Raw genomic sequence first — 19,204 nt, 5'->3', positions numbered from 1 at the left:
GCCTCGGTCGAGGCGCGCCGCTTGTTCAGGCCGGTCGGTTAACCGGTGATCTCTGCCGTACGTTGCCACAGCGCGTAGTAAACCCGGCCGGATTTCTGCTCGCGGTGCAGGCGCCAGTTGCCCGGCAGGCCCAGCGTCGATGGCGCTGTTTCGCTTTCAGTGTAGATCCACGAGTCGGGCGCCAGCCACTGACGCTCTTCGAGCAAGGTACAAACGGCCGGCAGCAGGTTCTGATTGAACGGCGGGTCGAGGAACACCAGGTCGAACGCACTGGCGGTCTGGGTTTCCAGATAACGCAGGGCGTCGGCGGTCTGCACCTGGCCGTTGGTGCAGCGCAGGGTGCCGAGGTGTTCCTTCAGGCTGGAGACGGCAATGTTGCTGGCATCCAGCGCCTGGCCCATGGCGGCGCCGCGGGACAGTGCTTCGAGAAACAGCGCGCCGCTGCCGGCGAACGGGTCGAGTACCTTGGCCCCTTCAACGTACGGCGCGAGCCAGTTGAACAGAGTTTCCCGCACGCGATCCGGCGTCGGGCGCAGGCCCGGCGCGTCGGGGAAGCTCAGCTTGCGGCTGCGCCATTGGCCGCCAATGATGCGCAACTGGTTCACACCGTTGTGGACGTTTTGCGCAGGTTTTTTAGGCGATCGGGTAGCCATTAGTGCTCCGGAACCCCGAGCGGTTGCTCGGCAGGTTTATCAGATGGGGCCGGTAACGGCTTTTGCGGCACGGTCGGGCCAGCGGTGACGATGACCATTTTGTCCGTGCTCAGGTGTTTGTTCAGGGCGTCGCGGACTTGTTCTACGGTCAGGCTCTGCGAATGACGCATGAAGTCGTCCAGATAGCTCAACGGCAGATTATAGAAGCCCATGGCGCCGAGTTGGCCAACGATATCGGCATTGCTCGCGGTCGATAGCGGGAAGCTGCCAGCCAGCTCGCGTTTGGCGTCATCGAGTTCTTTCTGCGTCGGCCCGGTTTTCAGGTAGTCGGCGAGCACGTCTTGCACCAGTTTCAGGGTGCCTTCGCTCATTTCCGCACGAGTCTGCAGATTGATCATGAACGGGCCGCGAGCCTGCATCGGGCTGAAACCCGAATATACGCCGTAAGTCAGGCCACGTTTTTCACGCACTTCGCTCATCAGGCGTGTGCCGAAACCGCCGCCACCGAGGATCTGGTTGCCCATCGACAGCGCCGCGTAATCCGGGTCGTCACGGTCGATGCCCAGTTGCGCGAGCATCAGGTTGGTCTGCTTCGACGGGAATTCGATATGGCCAGTGCTGGCTTTCGGTTCCTGCGGCTGAGCGATCTTCGCCAGCGCCGGGCCTTTCGGCAGGGCCGAGGAGACCTGATTGGCAATCGTCTCGGCTTCCGTGCGAGACAAGTCACCGACCAGCGCAATCACCACATTGCCAGCGGCGTAAGCCTTGGCGTGGAACTCACGCAATTGCGCGAGAGTGATCTTCGGCACGCTCTGCGGATTGCCGTCGCTCGAATGCGCGTACGGGTGATCGCCATACAGACGCTTCATCAGCTCAAGGCTGGCGAGTTTGCCGGGGTTCTGTTTCTGATATTCGAATCCGGCGAGCATCTGGTTCTTGATGCGCGCGAACGAGTCGGCCGGGAAGGTCGGTTTGCCGATGACTTCCGAGAACAGCTTCAAAGCAGGCTCACGCTTGTCGGCAGCACTCAGGCTGCGCAGCGAAGCCAGCGCCATGTCCTTGAAAGCACCGTTGCCGAAATCAGCACCCAGACCTTCAAAGCCCTGAGCGATGGCGCCGACGTCCTTGCCAGCGACACCTTCGTTGAGCATGGCGTTGGTCAGCACCGCCAGACCCGATGCGCTGCCGTCCTGGCTGCTGCCGGCGGCGAAGATCAGGCGCATGTCGAACATTGGCAGCTCATGGGCTTCGACGAACAGCACTTTGGCGCCTTCGGCGGTGTTCCAGGTTTGCACGTCGAGCTTGCGGCTGGCCGGGGCCTTGCCGTCGAGCTCGGCCAGTGATTGCAGCTTTTGGCTGGTCTTGGCGTTGTCCAAGGCTTCGCTGGCATTGCTGTCAGCGCCTGGCGACAGGTACAACGCGGCAGAGCCGATCACTGCAACGGCGATCAGGCCGAGCAGCAGGCGTGGGGTTTTGCGCTCACTCATGAGTCGTCTCCAGTGGCAGGACGTGGGCGACGCTGAGACGTTCGCGGGTGAAATACAGCTTGGCGGCGTTCTGGATGTCTTGCGGGGTGACGCTTTCCAGATCGGCGAGTTCGGTGTCCATCAGTTTCCACGACAGGCCGACGGTTTCCAGCTGCCCGATGGCCGTGGCCTGACTGGTGATCGAATCACGCTCGAAGACCAGACCGGCGATCACTTGTGCACGCACGCGCTCCAGCTCTTCGGCGGACGGTGCGGTGGTTTTCAACTGTTCCAGCAGTTTCCACAGACCGGCTTCGGCTTGCGCCATGGTCTTTTTCTTCTGCGTGTTCGGGGTTGCCGACAGGGTGAACAGGCTGTCGCCACGGGTGTAGGCGTCGTAGCTCGACGAACCGCCGGAAACCAGCTCTTCACCGCGCTCCAGTTGCGTCGGGATGCGACCGCTGTAGCCGCCGTCGAGCAGCGCCGAGATCAGACGCAGAGCGTTGACCGAGCGCTTGTCTTCAGCCGTGGCGATGCTCGGCACGTTGAAACCAAGCATCAAGCTCGGCAATTGCGTCTGCACGTGCAGGGTGATCTGGCGTTCGCCGGGTTCGGCCAGTTCCAGCGGTTTTTTCGCCGGTGGCACGTCGCGCTTGGCGATCGGGCCGAAATAGCGCTGGGCGAGGGTTTTCACTTCGTCCGGGGTCACGTCGCCGACCACCACCAGCGTGGCGTTGTTCGGCACGTACCAGGATTGGTACCAGTGGCGCAGCTCTTCGACCGTCATGCGGTCGAGGTCAGCCATCCAGCCAATGGTCGGTGTGTGGTAACCGCTGGCCGGGTAGGCCATGGCTTTGTAACGCTCGTAAGCCTTGGACATCGGCTTGTCATCGGTGCGCAAGCGGCGCTCTTCCTTGATGACTTCGATTTCCTTGGCGAACTCGTCGGCCGGCAGGCGCAGATTGGCCATGCGGTCGGCTTCCAGTTCAAACGCTACGCCCAGGCGGTCGCGGGCCAGCACCTGGTAATAAGCGGTGAAGTCGTCGCTGGTGAAGGCGTTCTCTTCGGCGCCCAGATCGCGCAGGATCAGCGACGCTTCGCCGGGGCCGACTTTCTCGCTGCCCTTGAACATCATGTGCTCAAGCGCGTGGGACAGACCGGTCTGGCCCGGGGTTTCGTAGCTGGAACCGACCTTGTACCAGACCTGCGAGACCACCACGGGCGCGCGATGGTCTTCGCGCACGACGACCTTGAGGCCGTTGTCGAGGGTGAATTCGTGGGTCGGTTGCGGGTCGGCCGCCAGGGCCGAAAGGGGCAGGCAGACTGTGCTGAGCAGCAGGCCTGCAGCGCGGCGGGCTAGAGCATTCATTCGTTTTTTAACCTGTTGGGCTGCCCGCTTGGTCTTAGCGTCAGCGGGCGAGAGGGTGCTAGGATACTGATCCGTTTTACTGGCGGCCACGCCTATCAAGCCACTGATCGGTCGATAGGTTGTATGGGTTCCCGGCAGAAGCTTTGAGTTTGTCAGCTAAACTCTGCGTTTTCGCCGAAGATGCCGTTCCAGTCCTTCGTATTAATCGACCTTTGAGGTGCCTGTGGCGCCTCGACAAAATGTTGCGCGTGAACAAGCTGGATGAAACACAGTCTGTTCTGCATCGAATATTTATTTGCCGGGGCGCCCTTATGGCGCGTCGCTACCGTGAGATAGCCGTCCTCCATGTTTGGTTCCAACGACGACAAGAAGACCCCAGCTGCGGCTGGCGAGAAGAAAAGCCTGTTCGGATGGCTGCGTAAGAAACCGCAGGAACCCGTCGTCGAACAGCCGCCCGCGATTCCTGAGCCTGCACCGGCGCCTGCACCGGTAATAGAAGAAGAGCCGGCACCGATCGTTCTGCCGATTGCCGAACCGGTGTTGCAACCGGTTGAGCCAGAGTCTGAGCCAGAAGCGCCTGTGGCGGCGGAATTGCCGCTGACCCCGGCGGCTGAGCCATGGCTGACTTTGCCTGTGGCGGAAGAGCCAGTGGCATTGGTTGAAGAGGCTGCGCCGCACGTCACCCCAGAGATTCCTGCGCCTGCTGCATTCGTTCCAGAGGTTGCTCCGGCACCGGTGGTTGAGCCGGTTGTCGAGCCTGCGCCGGTTGTTGTTGAGCCTGTTGCGCCCGTGTTTGTTGCGCCAGTTGTTCAACCGCCCGAGCCTGCACCTGCACCTGCACCTGCACCTGCACCTGCACCTGCACCTGCACCTGCACCTGCACCTGCACCTGCACCTGCACCTGCACCGGTTGTCGCTGCTCCTGTTACTCCAGTTGAAGTGATTGCCGAGGCCCCGGTCGAAGCCCCGCGCACCGAAGAAACCAAGGCCGGCTTCTTCGCCCGCCTCAAGCAAGGCCTGTCGAAAACCAGCGCCAGCATCGGCGAGGGCATGGCCAGTCTGTTCCTCGGCCGCAAAACCATCGATGACGACCTGCTCGATGACCTCGAAACCCGTCTGCTGACCGCCGACGTCGGCGTCGAAGCCACCACGCAGATCATCCAGCGCCTGACCCAGAAGGTCGCCCGCAAAGAGCTGGCCGACGCCGACGCGCTGTACAAATCCCTGCAGGCCGAGTTGGCCGCGATGCTCAAACCGGTCGAACAACCGCTGAAGATCGTCTCGCAGAACAAGCCGTTCGTGATTCTGGTGGTTGGCGTCAACGGCGCCGGCAAGACCACCACCATCGGCAAACTGGCGAAGAAGCTGCAGCTGGAAGGCAAGAAAGTCATGCTTGCCGCTGGTGACACCTTCCGCGCCGCTGCCGTGGAGCAACTTCAAGTCTGGGGCGAGCGCAACAAGATTCCGGTCATCGCCCAGCACACCGGCGCCGACTCGGCTTCGGTGATTTTCGACGCCGTGCAGGCCGCCAAGGCGCGTGGCATCGACGTGCTGATCGCCGACACCGCCGGTCGTCTGCACACCAAAGACAACCTGATGGAAGAACTGAAAAAGGTTCGCCGCGTAATCGGCAAGCTCGACGCCGACGCGCCGCACGAAGTGTTGCTGGTGCTCGACGCCGGTACTGGCCAGAACGCCATCAACCAGGCCAAGCAATTCAACCAGACCGTCGAACTGACCGGTCTGGCGCTGACCAAGCTCGACGGTACCGCCAAGGGCGGGGTGATTTTCGCCCTGGCCAAGCAGTTCGGCCTGCCGATCCGCTACATCGGCGTCGGTGAAGGCATCGACGATTTGCGTACCTTTGAAGCCGAACCCTTTGTCCAGGCGCTGTTTGCCGAGCGGGAGCGTTCATGATTCGTTTCGAACAGGTCGGTAAACGCTACCCGAACGGTCACGTCGGCTTGCATGAGCTGAGCTTTCGAGTCCGTCGTGGCGAGTTCTTGTTTGTCACCGGCCACTCCGGTGCCGGTAAATCCACGTTGTTGCGCCTGTTGCTGGCGATGGAACGTCCAACCAGCGGCAAACTGCTGCTGGCCGGGCAAGACCTGAGCACCATCAGCAACGCGCAGATTCCGTTCCTGCGCCGGCAGATCGGCGTGGTGTTCCAGAACCACCAGTTGCTGTTCGATCGTACGGTGTTCAACAACGTCGCCTTGCCGCTGCAGATTCTCGGGCTGTCCAAGGCCGAAATCGCCAAGCGTGTCGATTCGGCACTGGAGCGCGTGGCGCTGTCGGATAAAACCGATCTGTACCCGGGCGACCTGTCCACCGGTCAGCAACAGCGCGTCGGCATTGCTCGCGCCATCGTTCACCGCCCGGCCCTGCTGCTGGCGGACGAACCGACCGGTAACCTCGACCCGCGTCTGGCGGCCGAGATCATGGGCGTCTTCGAAGACATCAACCGTCTGGGCACCAGCGTGCTGATTGCCAGTCACGACCTGGCACTGATCGCGCGTATGCGTCACCGCATGCTGACCCTGCAACGCGGCCGATTGATTGGCGACGGGGAGGCCGGAGAATGAGTGCGACACGCAGTCCGAAGGTTTCCGAACGCGTGGCCCCGAAAGCCGCCGATCCGCAGCCGCCGAAGAAGAAAAAACACGACGAAGACGATGGTCCGGACTTCGCCACGCTGTTCCGTGCGTGGATCGAAAGCCATCGCGCCAGCCTGCTCGACAGCCTGCGTCGCCTCGGCAAACAGCCGATCGGCAGCTTCTTCACCTGCATGGTGATGGCGGTGGCGCTGAGTTTGCCGATGGGGCTTTCGCTGTTGCTTAACAACGTCGAGCGTCTTGGCGGTTCGTGGCAGCGAGCGGCGCAGATTTCGCTGTATCTGCAACTCGACGCCAGCCCGGAACAGGGCGAGTCGCTGCGCGAACAGATCAAAGGCATGCCCGGCGTAGCTGATGCTGAATATGTCGGCCGCGATCAGGCGCTGGAAGAGTTCCAGCAACAGTCCGGACTGGGCGAAGCCCTGCGCGAGCTGCCGGAGAACCCGTTGCCGGGCGTCGTGCTGGTGACGCCAAACGAAGTCGACAAGCCGACGCTGGAAGCATTAAGACAAAAACTTTCCGAGCTGCCCAAGGTACAACAGGCGCAACTTGATCTAGTCTGGGTCGAGCGTCTGGCCGCCATCCTCAAGCTTGGCGATCGTTTTGTCTTCGGTCTGACGGTGCTTTTGGTTTCTGCATTACTTTTGGTGATAGGCAATACCATTCGTCTTCATATTGAAAACCGCCGCACCGAGATAGAAGTGATTAAACTCGTCGGCGGCACTGACAGCTATGTGCGTCGTCCCTTCCTTTATATGGGCGCGTTGTATGGCTTCGGTGCGGGACTGTTGTCCTGGGGTGTATTGGCGTTCGGCCTGAACTGGCTGAACGATGCGGTGGTTGGACTGGCCGGCTTGTACGGCAGTGATTTCGCGCTGGCCGGAGTGCCAGTTGCCGACGGTCTGTCGCTCTTGCTTGGCGCGGTGCTGTTGGGTTATATCGGTGCATGGATTGCAGTCGCACGCCATCTCAGGGAGCTGGCGCCGAAGTAGAATCTTTTTTGCGCGTGATTGACCTCGCGGTTTTTTTGGGAACTTGCACTTGAATTCCCGGTCAATTTTTCGCAGTGCCGAGAGGCACGAGTATGTAAGTGGGAGGTTTTTTCGTATGACCAATTCTTTGCAGCCTGCGTATGCGTTGGTTCCGGGTGCGAACCTGGAAGCTTACGTGCACACCGTCAACAGCATTCCATTGCTGACGCCGGAGCAGGAGCGTGAACTGGCCGAGAGTCTCTACTATGAGCAGGATTTGGGGGCGGCTCGGCAGATGGTGCTCGCCCACCTGCGTTTTGTCGTACATATCGCCCGTAGCTATTCCGGCTACGGTCTGGCTCAGGCTGACCTGATCCAGGAAGGTAACGTCGGCCTGATGAAGGCCGTGAAGCGCTTCAACCCGGAAATGGGTGTGCGTCTGGTGTCGTTCGCCGTGCACTGGATCAAGGCGGAAATTCACGAGTTCATTCTGCGCAACTGGCGCATTGTGAAAGTCGCGACCACCAAGGCCCAGCGCAAGCTGTTCTTCAACCTGCGCAGCCAGAAGAAACGTCTGGCGTGGCTGAACAACGAGGAAGTCCACCGTGTGGCGGAAAGCCTCGGCGTTGAACCGCGGGAAGTGCGCGAGATGGAAAGTCGCCTGACCGGCCATGACATGGCCTTCGACCCGGCTGCTGAAGCCGACGACGACAGCGCTTTCCAGTCGCCGGCCAACTATCTGGAAGACCACCGGTACGATCCGGCGCGTCAACTGGAAGATGCCGACTGGAGCGACAACTCCAACCATAACCTGCATGAAGCACTGGAAGTGCTGGACGAGCGCAGCCGTGACATCCTCTACCAGCGCTGGCTGGCAGAAGAAAAAGCCACGCTGCACGACCTGGCGCAGAAGTACAACGTGTCGGCCGAGCGGATCCGTCAGCTCGAGAAGAGCGCGATGAACAAGCTCAAGTTGTCGATTGCCGCATAACCGGCGAGCAGGCAATAAAAAACGCCCCGATCAGCGATGATCGGGGCGTTTTCATTTGTGCGGACATACTGGCCCCTGTGGGAGCGAGCCTGCTCGCGAAAGCGGTGTGTCAGTTTGCATTGATGTTTCTGGTACACCGCTTTCGCGAGCAGGCTCGCTCCCACAGGGGGTCTTCAGGGTTTGGAAGATTCGTGAATGGTTATCGAGACCACGGTGCCCGACGCGAATCATTCAGCCCCAACAGATAACTATCCCCACCCAACTGACTCATCTGCTGCCGAATCCACCCGGCCCGACGCGACACATAAGCGGTCGGATGGCTCGCACTCCATACCCGCGGGTTCGGCAGAACAGCCGCCAGATAACTGGCCTGCTGACGTGACAACGATTTCGCGCTCACGCCAAAGTGATGGCGGGCAGCCGCTTCGGCGCCAAACACCCCGTCATCCCACTCGACGCTGTTCAGGTACACCTCAAGAATCCGCTGCTTGGGCCAGAATACTTCGATCAGCGCGGTAAACCAGGCTTCCAGGCCTTTACGCAGATAGCTGCGACCCGCCCACAGAAACAGGTTCTTCGACACTTGCTGGCTCAAGGTGCTGGCGCCGCGAATCGAGCCGCCGAGCTCGTTGTGCGCCAGTGCGGCCTGGATCGCACTGAAGTCAAAACCCCAATGCTCAGGAAACTTCTGATCCTCGCCGGCCATGACTGCAACTTTGAGGTCATCGGAGATCTCGTCCCAGGGCTTCCACGTGCGTTGCAGGTCAATCGGCTCGCCATCGACCCAGGATTCGACCTTGCGCTCGACCATCAACGCCGTGCCCGGCGGCGGCACGAAGCGAAACACCAGCACCAGCAAGACGCTGCCACCGGCGAACCAGAGCAGGGCCTTCGTGAGACGACGGAAAATAGTACGCAGCATAGAGATGGCTTGGCCGAACCGGTGGAGCGGGCCATTATACAGACCCTGCCGATCGCGTCTGACTGGAGTTCCCAATGCTGCGTGGCTTTTTGATGCTGGCTGCTTTTTTCGGTTTCACCGGGGTCGCTTTGGGTGCGTTCGCCGCCCATGGCCTGAAAAACCGCCTGACACCCGAGTACCTGACGATTTTCCACACGGGCGTGACCTATCAACTGGTGCACACCTTGGCGCTGTTCGGTGTGGCGCTGTTGGCCACGCAGATTCAGGGGCGGCTGGTTGCTTGGGCCGGCGTGTCGTTCACCATCGGAATTCTGCTGTTCTCGGGCAGTCTGTACGTGCTGACCACCACCGGCATCAGCAAGCTCGGCATCATCACCCCGTTCGGTGGCCTGGCATTTCTGGTCGGATGGGTTTGCCTGGGGCTCGCCGCCTGGCGCCTGCAACCAACCGCTTGACGCTTGGTGCTGACCTTTAGGTCATGATCGGGCTAGAATGCCAGCCCCTAAAAATGATGGCGGCGTTACGCATGCGCATTCAGTTGAACGGTGAATCCCTTGAACTGCCCGACGGCGAGACCGTTGCGGCCCTGATCACCCGTCTGGAACTGACCGGACGCCGGGTGGCAGTCGAACTCAATCTGGATATCGTCCCGCGCAGCCAGCATGCCGACACCACGCTCAATGACGGTGACAACGTCGAAGTGGTGCACGCCATCGGCGGCGGCTGATCGCCCGCCCCGCGAGGGCACAGAATTCTGCAAGACCCTCACCCTTAAAGAGGATTCCCCATGAGCATCGTTCGTAGCGACAAGCCTTTTGTTCTGGCCGGTCGTACTTACCAGTCGCGTTTGCTGGTTGGTACCGGCAAGTACCGTGACATGGAAGAAACCCGTCAGGCCATCGAAGCCTCGGGTGCCGAGATCGTCACCTTCGCCGTGCGCCGCACCAACCTGGGCCAGATCGAAGGCGAGCCGAACCTGCTCGACGTGCTGTCGCCGGAGCGCTATACCTTCCTGCCGAACACCGCCGGTTGCTACGACGCCATCGAAGCTGTGCGCACCTGCCGCCTGGCCCGTGAGCTGCTCGATGGCCACAACCTGGTGAAGCTGGAAGTACTGGCTGACCAGAAAACCCTGTTTCCCAATGTGATCGAAACCCTCAAGGCCGCCGAAACGCTGGTCAAGGAAGGTTTCGACGTGATGGTTTACACCAGCGATGACCCGATCATCGCCCGTCAACTGGCGGAAATCGGCTGCATCGCGGTGATGCCGCTGGCCGGTCTGATCGGTTCCGGTCTGGGGATCTGCAACCCGTACAACCTGCAGATCATCCTCGAAGAAGCCAAGATTCCCGTGTTGGTCGATGCCGGTGTCGGTACTGCCTCCGACGCGACTATCGCCATGGAACTGGGTTGTGATGCGGTGCTGATGAACTCGGCCATCGCCCACGCCCAGCAGCCGGTGATGATGGCTGAAGCCATGAAACACGCCATCGTTGCAGGCCGTCTGGCCTACCTCGCTGGCCGTATGCCGAAAAAACTCTATGCCAGCGCCTCTTCGCCGCTGGATGGTCTGATCAAGTAAGAGCCATTGATGACTGAATCGAACGACACGCCTATCCAGACGGAAGAAGGCGACGAGCGCCAACACCGCCGCATCAAGAGTTTCGTGATGCGCGCCGGGCGCATGACCGAAGGCCAGCAACGCGGTCTGGATCAGGGCGCGCCGCTGTACGTGCTGCCGCTGGCCGATGCGCCCGTGGATTACGATCAAGTGTTCGGCCGTTCGGCACCGCGCTCGCTGGAGATCGGTTTCGGCATGGGCCACTCGCTGCTGGAAATGGCCGCGGCGGCGCCGGATCAGGATTTCATCGGTGTTGAAGTTCACCGTCCGGGTGTTGGCGCGCTGCTCAATGGCGTGCTGACTCAGGGCCTGACCAACCTGCGGGTCTACGATTGCGACGCGATCGAAGTGCTCAATCGCTGCATCGCCGACAACAGCCTCGATCGCCTGATGCTGTTTTTCCCGGACCCGTGGCACAAGAGCCGTCACCACAAGCGTCGCATCGTTCAGGCCTCGTTCGCTGAGCTGGTGCGCAGCAAGTTGAAGGTCGGCGGCATTCTGCACATGGCCACCGACTGGGAGCCGTACGCCGAATACATGCTGGAAGTGATGAACGTCGCCCCGGGCTACCGTAACCTCGCCGAAGACGGCAAGTGCGTACCGCGCCCGGCCGAACGCCCGATCACCAAGTTCGAACGCCGCGGCGAACGTCTTGGCCATGGCGTGTGGGACCTGAAGTTCGAAAAACTCGCTTAAGCATCACGCAATACAAACTGTGGGAGCGAGCTTGCTCGCGAAAGCGGATGTTCATTCAGCACTGATGTTGACTGACACACCGTATTCGCGAGCAAGCTCGCTCCCACAATTGTTTCCGGTTTCGTCAGAAGCTACAGGGTGGAAATGAAGCGCACTGGCACTTGTTCTGTCAGCCAGACGCCATTTTCAGCCTGATAAAACTTGAAGCCTTGCTCCTGCATTTGCTGTGCGGCGACTTTCAGGATTACCACGGTTCCGTAGCGTTGCCCGACGGCTGAGGCGGTGGCGGATTCTTCCGATAGATGCACGTGGTGACGCGATCCCGGGATCAAGCCTTGCTGGTTGATAGAGTCCATGAAGCGCGTCGCCGTACCGTGATATAGCGTCTCTGGCGGCTGCTTTTCCTCAAGTTGAAGCGCTACGCTTTTCGTCGAATGGCCCTGAACGGCGCGAATGGACTGGCCGTCTTCCGAGATCGAAAAGCGCTTTTTGTCGCTGTTCGCTACGACGTTTTCAATCAGTGAGCGATCCAGGCTTCGACCATCACGCGCAGCGCCGCTGATCAGTGCTTCGATATCTGCCCAACCCTCCGAATCCAGCGTCAGCCCAATCGCCTGAGGCTCGTGGCGCAGTACGTAGCTAAGAAATTTGCTCGTCTCATCCAGCAGTTTTTTACTCATGAGCTTCCCTGTCATTGCGATCAACTGTGGGAGCGAGCCTGCTCGCGAAAGCGATCGGTCATTCAGCAGTGATGTCGGCTGACATGACGCCTTCGCGAGCAGGCTGGCTCCCACAGTTGCTTTGGGGCGTTTGCGGAGTCAGCGACGGTCGGCGACGACGCCGATCAGCACCAGAACCACCAACAACACCGGCGCCAGGCTGTAGTTGTTGAACTGGCTCAAACCCTTGATCACCCATGGCGTGGCGTAGATCAGTGCGGCGCCGCTGCCGATCACGCACAGCAGCGACATCAGCGGCACGCGCAGGGCGCCGGCGATGCTGCCCAGGCGTTGCTCGACCCAGCCTTTGAAGTCGGCGCCGAACAGCACCAGCAGGCAGCCGACCAAGGCCAGAGCGATTTCCGAGAGGTTGCTGCGGCTCCAGCGGGAGACGGTGGCGAGCAGGTCGAGTATCAAATCCATGCGTTTTTCCTTGGGGCTGAAGTTGAGGGTTGGGCTCAGTTCAGAAATTGTTGCAGCAAGTCGTTGAGGAACAACTGTCCGCGCTCGGTGGCCGCCAGACGTGACGGTTCGACCTGCAACAGACCGCTTTGTTCTGCCGCGGCCCGGCCTTCGGCGAGGCTTTCCAGCGACAGGCCAGTGCGCTCCGGATACAGGCGCGATTCGACGCCGGCAGTCAGGCGCAAAGCGTTCATCAGAAACTCGAACGGCATCTCGTCATTTGTCAGGGCTTTTTCACCGGCCTGAAAGCTTTTTGCCGGGTTGAGATAGTCCTTCGGCAAACGGGTTTTCCAGGTACGGATGATGCGTCCGTCCGGATGGCTCAATTTGCCATGCGCACCCGCGCCAATGCCGATGAAGTCGCCGAAACTCCAGTAATTGAGGTTATGCCGCGCCGGGCGCCCGGACTGCGCATAAGCCGAGACTTCGTATTGCGCGTAACCGTGCTCGGCCAGCAGCGCCTGCCCGGCCTCTTGAATGTCCCACAATGTGTCATCTTCCGGCAGCACTGGCGGCTGGTTCCAGAACACCGTGTTCGGCTCCAGCGTCAGCTGATACCAGGAGATGTGCGTCGGATTCAATGCGATGGCCTGGCGCAGATCGCTCAAGGCATCGTCCAGCGACTGATCGGGCAAACCGTGCATCAAGTCGAGGTTGAAGTTATCGAACCCGGCCTGCCGCGCCATCCCGGCCGCGCGCACTGCTTCGTCACCGTTGTGAATGCGGCCCAGCGCCTTGAGCTTTTCCTGCTGGAAGCTCTGGATACCGATCGACAGGCGATTGATCCCCAGCTTGCGATACGCGACGAACTTCTCCTGCTCGAAGGTCCCAGGGTTGGCTTCCAGAGTGATTTCGATGTCGTCGGCAAACGGGATGCGCTGCTCGACGCCCTCGAGCAAACGCCCAAGCGCTTCGGCACTGAACAGGCTCGGTGTGCCGCCACCAAAAAAGATCGAGCTGATTTCGCGGCCGTAAACTGCGTGCAGGTCCTGATCGAGATCGGCCAGCAGCGCGTCGACGTATTCCTGTTCCGGCAGCACGGGACTTGCGGTGTGCGAGTTGAAATCGCAATACGGGCATTTGCGCACACACCACGGGATGTGGATGTACAGCGCCAAGGGCGGCAGCGTTGGCAGCGGTGCCCGAGGCGAAGACGCGGCGCCGCCGACGATCAGCGACGACGCAGAAGAATCAACGGTCATTTCAAGCCCAGACGCTGGCGCAGCAGATCCATTGCACGGGCGCGGTGGCTGATCTGGTTCTTGTCGGCCGGGCTCAATTCGGCGCTGGACACGTCACGCTCCGGCACCCAGAACAGCGGGTCATAGCCGAAACCGTGCTCGCCGTTGGCGGCGGTCAGAATCCGTCCGTGCCACAGGCCTTCGCAGAGGATCGGCAACGGATCATCGGCGTGACGAACCAGCGCCAATACGCAAACGAACTGCGCACCGCGCTCGGCTTGCGGCACATCCTTCAGCGCATCGAGCAGTTTGGCGTTGTTCGCCGCATCGCCCTTGCCGTCGGCATAACGTGCCGAATAGATGCCCGGCGCACCGCCAAGGAAATCCACCGCCAGACCGGAATCGTCGGCCAGCGCCGGCAACCCGGAAATGCGCGCGGCATTGCGCGCCTTGAGGATCGCGTTCTCGACGAACGACAGGCCGGTTTCTTCCGGCTCGACCTTGCTCCACTCGCCAATCGAGCGCAGTTGCACCGATTCGCCGAGCATGGCCTGGAGTTCTTTGAGTTTGCCGGCGTTATGGCTGGCCAGTACGAGCTGCTTGATGTTCATCATTCGCCGGGAAAGAGTTCTTGGTTGAAATTGATGGTGTTGATCTTGTCGCCGTTCTGCACCTTGATTTCAAAGGTGCGGGTTTCCTGCTGAGGCACCGGGTATTGGGCGATGTAGTAGATCGCACCCTGCTCGGTGACTTGCTTGAAATTCAGCGGCACGCTCTGGCTGGTCAGGTCTTTGACCGTGCCGGTGACGTTGGCGACCAGCGGTTTGCCGTCCTTGATCACCGAGACATTGATCACGCCCTGATTCTTGCTGCGAATCAGCTCTGCAGCCTTGGCGATGTCCGGTTGCAGGAACGTCGAGTTGAAAGTGTTGTAGTGCACCGTGACGTCGCCAAAGGTTTGCTTGCGCTCGCCCTTGATGACGTCGGCCGCCAGAGCGCTGGCGCTCAGGCAGGCAGTCAATAACAACAACGCTAAACGACCCATGATCGTGCTCCTCGAAATGACGGGATTCAGACCGCGACTTTGTGGTCTGCAAGCTGCGGGCTGCTGACGCGGTAGATACCGATCTCACCTAACAGATTAGGCCATAGCTTACTGGCCCACCCGTGACGGTGCTGTTGATCCACGGCAAGCCGATCAATGACCTTCGCATCACGTTCGCGGCAAAGTTCTTCAAAGTCTTCGAAGGTGCAGAAGTGGATGTTCGGCGTGTTGTACCAGGTGTACGGCAGAAACTCGGACACCGGCATGCGACCCTTGCTTGCCAGGTACCAGCGGCAGCGCCAGTGACCGAAGTTCGGGAAAGTGATGATGCACTGGCGGCCGACCCGGAGCATTTCGTCGAGGATCTTGTCCGGGTAATGCACGGCTTGCAGGGCCTGAGTCATGACGACGATGTCGAAACTGTTGCTGGCGAAGTTGCCCAGCCCCTTGTCCAGGTCCTGCTCGATGACGTTGATGCCCTTGGCTACGCATTCGGCGATGTTGTCGGCGTCGTTTTCCAGGCCATAACCGGTGACATTCTTGTTGTCGCGCAGCCAGGTCAGCAGTTCGCCGTCACCGCAACCAAGGTCGAGGACGCGGCTGCCGGCGGGGATCCATTCCTGGATGATTTCCAGATCAGCTCTCATGGCTTTCTCACAACGTGATGCGGTTCATGTAATTGCCGAACGCCTGCAAATAGCGCGGGATCGGAATCAGGAAGGCGTCGTGGCCCTGCGGTGCATCGATTTCCAGATAGCTGACGTCTTTGCGCGCCGCCATCAACGCATCCACCAGTTCGCGCGAACGGGCCGGGGAGAAGCGCCAGTCAGTGGTGAACGACATCACGCAGAACTTGGCCGTGGCGTTCTCGAAGGTTTTCGCCAGGTTATCGTCGAAGTTCGCCGCCGGATCGAAGTAATCCAGTGCCTTGGTCATCAACAGATAGGTGTTGGCGTCGAAGCGCCCGGAGAACTCTTCGCCCTGATAACGCAGGTAGCTTTCGACCTGGAACTCGACACTGTGGAAGTCGTAGTTGAGCTTCTCGCTCTTCAACCCACGGCCGAATTTTTCGCCCATGGAATCGTCGGACAGGTAGGTGATGTGCCCGACCATGCGCGCCAGCATCAGGCCGCGCTTGGGGATCACGCCCGCTTCCTGGAACGAACCGCCGTGGAATTCCGGGTCGGTCAGGATCGCCTGACGCGCGACTTCGTTGAAGGCAATGTTCTGCGCCGACAGCTTCGGTGCCGAGGCGATGGCCAGGCAGTGGCGCACGCGATCCGGGTAAGTGATGGTCCATTGCAGCGCCTGCATGCCGCCGAGGCTGCCGCCAATCACCGCCGCCCACTGGCCGATGCCGAGCAGGTCAGCGAGACGCGCCTGGCTGTGCACCCAGTCTTCCACGGTGAGCACCGGGAAGTCGGCACCGAACGGTTTGCCGGTCTCCGGGTTGACGCTGCTCGGGCCGGTGGAGCCGTTGCAGCCGCCGAGGTTGTTCAGGCTGACCACGAAGAATTTATGGGTGTCGATCGGTTTGCCGGGGCCGATGCAGCTGTCCCACCAACCGGGTTTGCGGTCGTCGACGCTGTGATAACCGGCGGCGTGGTGATGGCCGGACAAGGCGTGGCAAATCAGCACGGCGTTGCTCGCCTGCGCGTTCAGCGTGCCGTAGGTTTCGTAGATCAGGTCATAGGCGGCCAGCGAACGGCCGCAGGCCAGCGCCAGCGGTTCGCTGAAGTGCGCGGTTTGCGGCGTCACCAGACCAACAGAATCGGGGGGAAAGGCAGTTGGCATCGACCCTGCTCTCGTTGAAATGAGGCGTAAGTCTAAAGACCGGGGGGGTTAGCGGCAAGCGGCCCTCACCCTAGCCCTCTCCCAGAGGTAGAGGGGACTGACCGAGGTGTTCTTTTGAGCTACGCCGACCTGATCTATCCGGGCTGAACTCAGGTTCCGAAAACACCATGATCGGCTCCCTCTCCAGGGGGAGAGGGCTGGGGTGAGGGGGACAGACGCCGCAAAACTCAAGACAAGCGCCCAACCAACCCCGGCAAATCCGGCAACTTCTTCGGCGAGCAGATCTTCACCCGTTTCTGCCGGTTCAACTCGCCGCTGAGCAAACTGACCTGGCTCTTGGAAACCCCAAACGCCTTGGCCAGAAAGCCCATCAGAAAAGCATTGGCCTTGCCCTCGACCGGCGGCGCGGTCAGGCGGATCTTCAAACGATCACCGTGCAGCCCGGCGAAGTCATCGCTGCGGGCTGCCGGTTGCAGGTGACACTCGAGGATCAAGTCGTCACCGTCCCATCGAAACCAGCTCACATCAGCAGACGGAGGATTTCCGGCATCATCGTCATCGCCGCCAGATTGTTGATCACCAGCATGTCGATCAGCTTCAACGCGAGGAAGGCGAAGATCGGCGACAGGTCCAGACCACCGAGATTCGGCAGAAAGCGGCGGAACGGCGCCAGCGCCGGCTCGCAGATCTGGTTGACCAGTTCAGCCCCCGGATTGTGGCTGCCCGGCGCGACCCACGACAGAATCACGCTGATGATCAGGGCGAAGAAGAAGATCTTCAGGAACAGCGCGGTCACGCCGATCAGCGACCAGATAAACAGTTGCAGCGGATTGCCGGTGGTGCCGTAAGTCAGCAGCAGGGTCAGCGCCATCAGCGCCAGTTGCACCAGAATCGCCAGCACCAGTGACGACATGTCCAGACCGAACATGCTCGGAATGATCCGCCGCAGTGGTTTGAGCAGTGGCTGGGTCGCTTTGACGATGAACTGGCACAGCGGGTTGTAGAAGTTCGCCCGTACCAGTTGCAGCACGAAGCGCAGCAGCACGATCAGCAGGTACAGGCTGCCGAGGGTTTGCAGCACGTAAACCGCTGCAGTGTTCAATCCAATCATGTAAGGCTCCTTATTTGCCCAGTTGTTCGGCCATTTCGGCCGAGCGGTGCGCGGCGGCGCCGAGTGCGGTTTCGACCAGGGCTTCAAAGCCATTGGCCTGGAATGATTTGATCGCGGCTTCGGTTGTGCCGTTTGGCGAAGTCACGCGACGACGCAGTTCGGCGGCGTCAACGTCGCTGGAAACAGCCATGTGTGCGGCGCCGAGTGCGGTTTGCAGAGTCAGTTGTTCAGCGATGTCCTTCGGCAGGCCGAGTTTGACGCCGGCAGCAGTCATGGCTTCGATCAGCAAGAAGAAGTACGCCGGGCCGGAGCCGGACACAGCGGTGACGGCATCCAGTTGCTGTTCTTCATTCAGCCACAGTGCGATGCCGACGGCGGACAGCAGCTCTTCGGCTTGCTGACGCTGCTCGGCGGTCACTTCGCTGGTCGCGTACAAACCGCTGACGCCCTGACGCAGCAGCGCCGGCGTATTCGGCATGCAGCGCACGATTGGCTGCTCGCCAAGCCAGGCGGTCATGCTGGCGCAAGTGATGCCAGCGGCAATGGAGACCACCAGTTGATTCGGTTTCAGGCTCGGGCGAATCGCCTCGCACACGGTTTTCATGGCCTGCGGCTTGACCGCCAGCACGATGACATCGACGCCGTCGATGGCCTGGGCGTTGTCAGCGAAGGTTTCGATGCCGTGTTCGGCACTGACTTTGGCGCGGGTTTCCTCACCCGGGTCGCTGGCACGGATCTGTGCGGCTTCCAGGCCCTTGGCGCGCAGGCCACCGATCAAACTGGCCGCCATGTTGCCCGCACCGATAAACGCAATACGTGTGTTGCTCATGTGTGGTCCTTATCTGGAAACGTTCAAGATTGGGAATAGTCGCGGGCGCCAAACAGGGCCGTACCGATACGAACCCAAGTGGCGCCTTGGGCGATGGCCGACTCGAGGTCGTGGCTCATGCCCATTGAAAGCGTGTCGAGCGGCAGAGCGAGGCTCGCCTGCAACTTCTGCACGGCAGCGAAGGCCGCGTCCTGCTCGGCGCGGTCGTCGGTTGGCTCGGGAATCGCCATCAAGCCGCGCAGTTTCAGGCGCGGCAAAGCGCTGATGGCAGCGGCCAATGCCGGCAGATCGTCAGGCGTGCAGCCGGACTTGCTGGCTTCACCGCTGACGTTGACCTGAATGCAGATGTTCAGCGGCGGCAGTTCAGCCGGGCGCTGTTCGGACAGGCGTTGAGCGATTTTCAGGCGATCCACGGAGTGCACCCAGTCGAAATGCTCGGCGATGGCGCGAGTCTTGTTCGATTGAATGGGGCCGATGAAGTGCCAGATCAAGGGCAGGTCGGCCAGTTCGAGCTGTTTGCCCAAGGCTTCCTGCAGGTAGTTCTCGCCAACGTCACGCAGGCCGGCGGCATACGCCTCGCGCAGGGCTGCGGCGGGCTTGGTCTTGCTCACGGCGAGCAACTGGACGCTGTTTTCAGGACGGTGTGCGGCTTGGATCGCGGTCTGGATGCGCGAACGAACCTGAAGAATGTTGTCTGCTATCGTGGACATCAAGAGGCGCCGGCGGTCTGAAGGTTCGCGGCATTCTACTGGAATTGAG

Annotated in this window: 24 protein-coding genes; 8 read left to right on the top strand and 16 right to left on the bottom strand. The window is 60.7% G+C overall.

The features are described 5' to 3' along the window. Positions 1 to 38: 38 nt before the first annotated feature. The 4 genes from rsmD to AB4N44_RS15535 all read right to left on the bottom strand — a co-directional run bounded on the left by rsmD (position 39) and on the right by AB4N44_RS15535 (position 3,835). On the bottom strand, positions 39 to 653 hold the full coding sequence (rsmD, locus tag AB4N44_RS15550; protein ID WP_150730935.1) for a 16S rRNA (guanine(966)-N(2))-methyltransferase RsmD: 615 nt from the start codon (positions 651 to 653) through the stop codon (positions 39 to 41). Further along, complete coding sequence (locus AB4N44_RS15545; protein WP_460108525.1) at positions 653 to 2,140, bottom strand: M16 family metallopeptidase; 1,488 nt, start codon at positions 2,138 to 2,140, stop codon at positions 653 to 655. Before AB4N44_RS15545 ends, rsmD begins: the two co-directional genes overlap by 1 nt. Beyond that, entirely contained in the window at positions 2,133 to 3,488 is a 1,356-nt protein-coding gene (locus tag AB4N44_RS15540; protein WP_150775316.1) for a M16 family metallopeptidase, read from the bottom strand. Before AB4N44_RS15540 ends, AB4N44_RS15545 begins: the two co-directional genes overlap by 8 nt. A 152-nt stretch (positions 3,489 to 3,640) precedes the next feature. Next, on the bottom strand, positions 3,641 to 3,835 hold the full coding sequence (locus AB4N44_RS15535) for a hypothetical protein (RefSeq protein WP_095121529.1): 195 nt from the start codon (positions 3,833 to 3,835) through the stop codon (positions 3,641 to 3,643). Between AB4N44_RS15535 and ftsY the strand changes: the two genes are divergently transcribed. The 4 genes from ftsY to rpoH all read left to right on the top strand — a co-directional run bounded on the left by ftsY (position 3,834) and on the right by rpoH (position 8,065). Then, complete coding sequence (gene ftsY, locus AB4N44_RS15530) at positions 3,834 to 5,405, top strand: signal recognition particle-docking protein FtsY (RefSeq protein WP_460108527.1); 1,572 nt, start codon at positions 3,834 to 3,836, stop codon at positions 5,403 to 5,405. The genes AB4N44_RS15535 and ftsY overlap by 2 nt on opposite strands. Continuing rightward, complete coding sequence (gene ftsE, locus AB4N44_RS15525) at positions 5,402 to 6,073, top strand: cell division ATP-binding protein FtsE (RefSeq protein WP_008065082.1); 672 nt, start codon at positions 5,402 to 5,404, stop codon at positions 6,071 to 6,073. Before ftsY ends, ftsE begins: the two co-directional genes overlap by 4 nt. After that, positions 6,070 to 7,095 carry a permease-like cell division protein FtsX gene (gene ftsX / locus AB4N44_RS15520; RefSeq protein WP_099757424.1) on the top strand — a complete coding sequence of 342 codons (1,026 nt, stop codon included), beginning with the start codon at positions 6,070 to 6,072 and terminating at the stop codon, positions 7,093 to 7,095. The genes ftsE and ftsX overlap by 4 nt, the downstream gene beginning before the upstream one ends. 115 nt (positions 7,096 to 7,210) lie before the next feature. Beyond that, positions 7,211 to 8,065, top strand: a complete 855-nt coding sequence (rpoH, locus tag AB4N44_RS15515; protein WP_003229146.1) for an RNA polymerase sigma factor RpoH — start codon at positions 7,211 to 7,213, stop codon at positions 8,063 to 8,065. A 199-nt stretch (positions 8,066 to 8,264) separates the two neighbouring features. Here the strand turns inward: rpoH and mtgA are convergent, their stop codons facing one another. Beyond that, the gene (gene mtgA / locus AB4N44_RS15510) at positions 8,265 to 8,987 is read right to left on the bottom strand and encodes a monofunctional biosynthetic peptidoglycan transglycosylase (protein WP_007913618.1); all 723 of its coding nucleotides are present in this window, start codon (positions 8,985 to 8,987) and stop codon (positions 8,265 to 8,267) included. Between the two features lie 74 nt (positions 8,988 to 9,061). Here mtgA and AB4N44_RS15505 point away from each other — a divergent pair, with 74 nt between their 5' ends. From AB4N44_RS15505 to trmB, 4 genes are all read left to right on the top strand, one after another. Next, entirely contained in the window at positions 9,062 to 9,442 is a 381-nt protein-coding gene (locus AB4N44_RS15505; RefSeq protein WP_160042209.1) for a DUF423 domain-containing protein, read from the top strand. A gap of 71 nt (positions 9,443 to 9,513) precedes the next feature. Next, the gene (gene thiS / locus AB4N44_RS15500; protein ID WP_122604433.1) at positions 9,514 to 9,714 is read left to right on the top strand and encodes a sulfur carrier protein ThiS; all 201 of its coding nucleotides are present in this window, start codon (positions 9,514 to 9,516) and stop codon (positions 9,712 to 9,714) included. A 60-nt stretch (positions 9,715 to 9,774) separates the two neighbouring features. Further along, complete coding sequence (locus tag AB4N44_RS15495) at positions 9,775 to 10,569, top strand: thiazole synthase (protein WP_007913621.1); 795 nt, start codon at positions 9,775 to 9,777, stop codon at positions 10,567 to 10,569. A 9-nt stretch (positions 10,570 to 10,578) separates the two neighbouring features. Beyond that, positions 10,579 to 11,304 (top strand): tRNA (guanosine(46)-N7)-methyltransferase TrmB, encoded by a 726-nt coding sequence (gene trmB, locus AB4N44_RS15490; protein WP_110718034.1) that lies wholly within the window; start codon positions 10,579 to 10,581, stop codon positions 11,302 to 11,304. Between the two features lie 131 nt (positions 11,305 to 11,435). Here the strand turns inward: trmB and AB4N44_RS15485 are convergent, their stop codons facing one another. From AB4N44_RS15485 to AB4N44_RS15435, 11 genes are all read right to left on the bottom strand, one after another. Then, on the bottom strand, positions 11,436 to 11,984 hold the full coding sequence (locus AB4N44_RS15485) for an RNA 2'-phosphotransferase (RefSeq protein WP_460108529.1): 549 nt from the start codon (positions 11,982 to 11,984) through the stop codon (positions 11,436 to 11,438). A 138-nt stretch (positions 11,985 to 12,122) separates the two neighbouring features. Next, positions 12,123 to 12,446: a DUF3392 domain-containing protein gene (locus tag AB4N44_RS15480; protein ID WP_127930116.1), complete on the bottom strand. Its 324-nt coding sequence runs from the start codon at positions 12,444 to 12,446 to the stop codon at positions 12,123 to 12,125. A 35-nt stretch (positions 12,447 to 12,481) separates the two neighbouring features. Further along, positions 12,482 to 13,687 (bottom strand): radical SAM family heme chaperone HemW, encoded by a 1,206-nt coding sequence (hemW, locus tag AB4N44_RS15475; RefSeq protein WP_460108531.1) that lies wholly within the window; start codon positions 13,685 to 13,687, stop codon positions 12,482 to 12,484. Next, positions 13,684 to 14,280, bottom strand: coding sequence for an RdgB/HAM1 family non-canonical purine NTP pyrophosphatase (gene rdgB / locus AB4N44_RS15470; RefSeq protein ID WP_460108532.1), 597 nt, complete (start codon positions 14,278 to 14,280; stop codon positions 13,684 to 13,686). The genes hemW and rdgB overlap by 4 nt, the downstream gene beginning before the upstream one ends. Next, a complete protein-coding gene (locus AB4N44_RS15465) occupies positions 14,277 to 14,711 on the bottom strand; it encodes a DUF4426 domain-containing protein (RefSeq protein ID WP_460108534.1) in 435 nt (144 codons plus the stop codon). Before AB4N44_RS15465 ends, rdgB begins: the two co-directional genes overlap by 4 nt. Positions 14,712 to 14,737: 26 nt before the next feature. Next, positions 14,738 to 15,358, bottom strand: a complete 621-nt coding sequence (gene metW / locus AB4N44_RS15460; protein ID WP_008083798.1) for a methionine biosynthesis protein MetW — start codon at positions 15,356 to 15,358, stop codon at positions 14,738 to 14,740. Between the two features lie 7 nt (positions 15,359 to 15,365). After that, positions 15,366 to 16,505: a homoserine O-succinyltransferase MetX gene (gene metX / locus AB4N44_RS15455; RefSeq protein ID WP_150776072.1), complete on the bottom strand. Its 1,140-nt coding sequence runs from the start codon at positions 16,503 to 16,505 to the stop codon at positions 15,366 to 15,368. Positions 16,506 to 16,732: 227 nt separating this feature from the next. Further along, complete coding sequence (locus AB4N44_RS15450; RefSeq protein ID WP_460108536.1) at positions 16,733 to 17,029, bottom strand: DUF167 domain-containing protein; 297 nt, start codon at positions 17,027 to 17,029, stop codon at positions 16,733 to 16,735. Continuing rightward, the gene (locus AB4N44_RS15445; RefSeq protein ID WP_150776071.1) at positions 17,026 to 17,616 is read right to left on the bottom strand and encodes a YggT family protein; all 591 of its coding nucleotides are present in this window, start codon (positions 17,614 to 17,616) and stop codon (positions 17,026 to 17,028) included. Before AB4N44_RS15445 ends, AB4N44_RS15450 begins: the two co-directional genes overlap by 4 nt. Positions 17,617 to 17,626: 10 nt before the next feature. Next, positions 17,627 to 18,445, bottom strand: a complete 819-nt coding sequence (gene proC / locus AB4N44_RS15440) for a pyrroline-5-carboxylate reductase (protein WP_150749752.1) — start codon at positions 18,443 to 18,445, stop codon at positions 17,627 to 17,629. Between the two features lie 23 nt (positions 18,446 to 18,468). Continuing rightward, complete coding sequence (locus AB4N44_RS15435; protein ID WP_460108538.1) at positions 18,469 to 19,155, bottom strand: YggS family pyridoxal phosphate-dependent enzyme; 687 nt, start codon at positions 19,153 to 19,155, stop codon at positions 18,469 to 18,471. Positions 19,156 to 19,204 lie beyond the last annotated feature (49 nt).

This window comes from Pseudomonas sp. S3_C06 (assembly GCF_054667675.1).
Note: the sequence above shows the minus strand (reverse complement) of the source record. Positions and strands in the feature narration are given on the sequence as shown.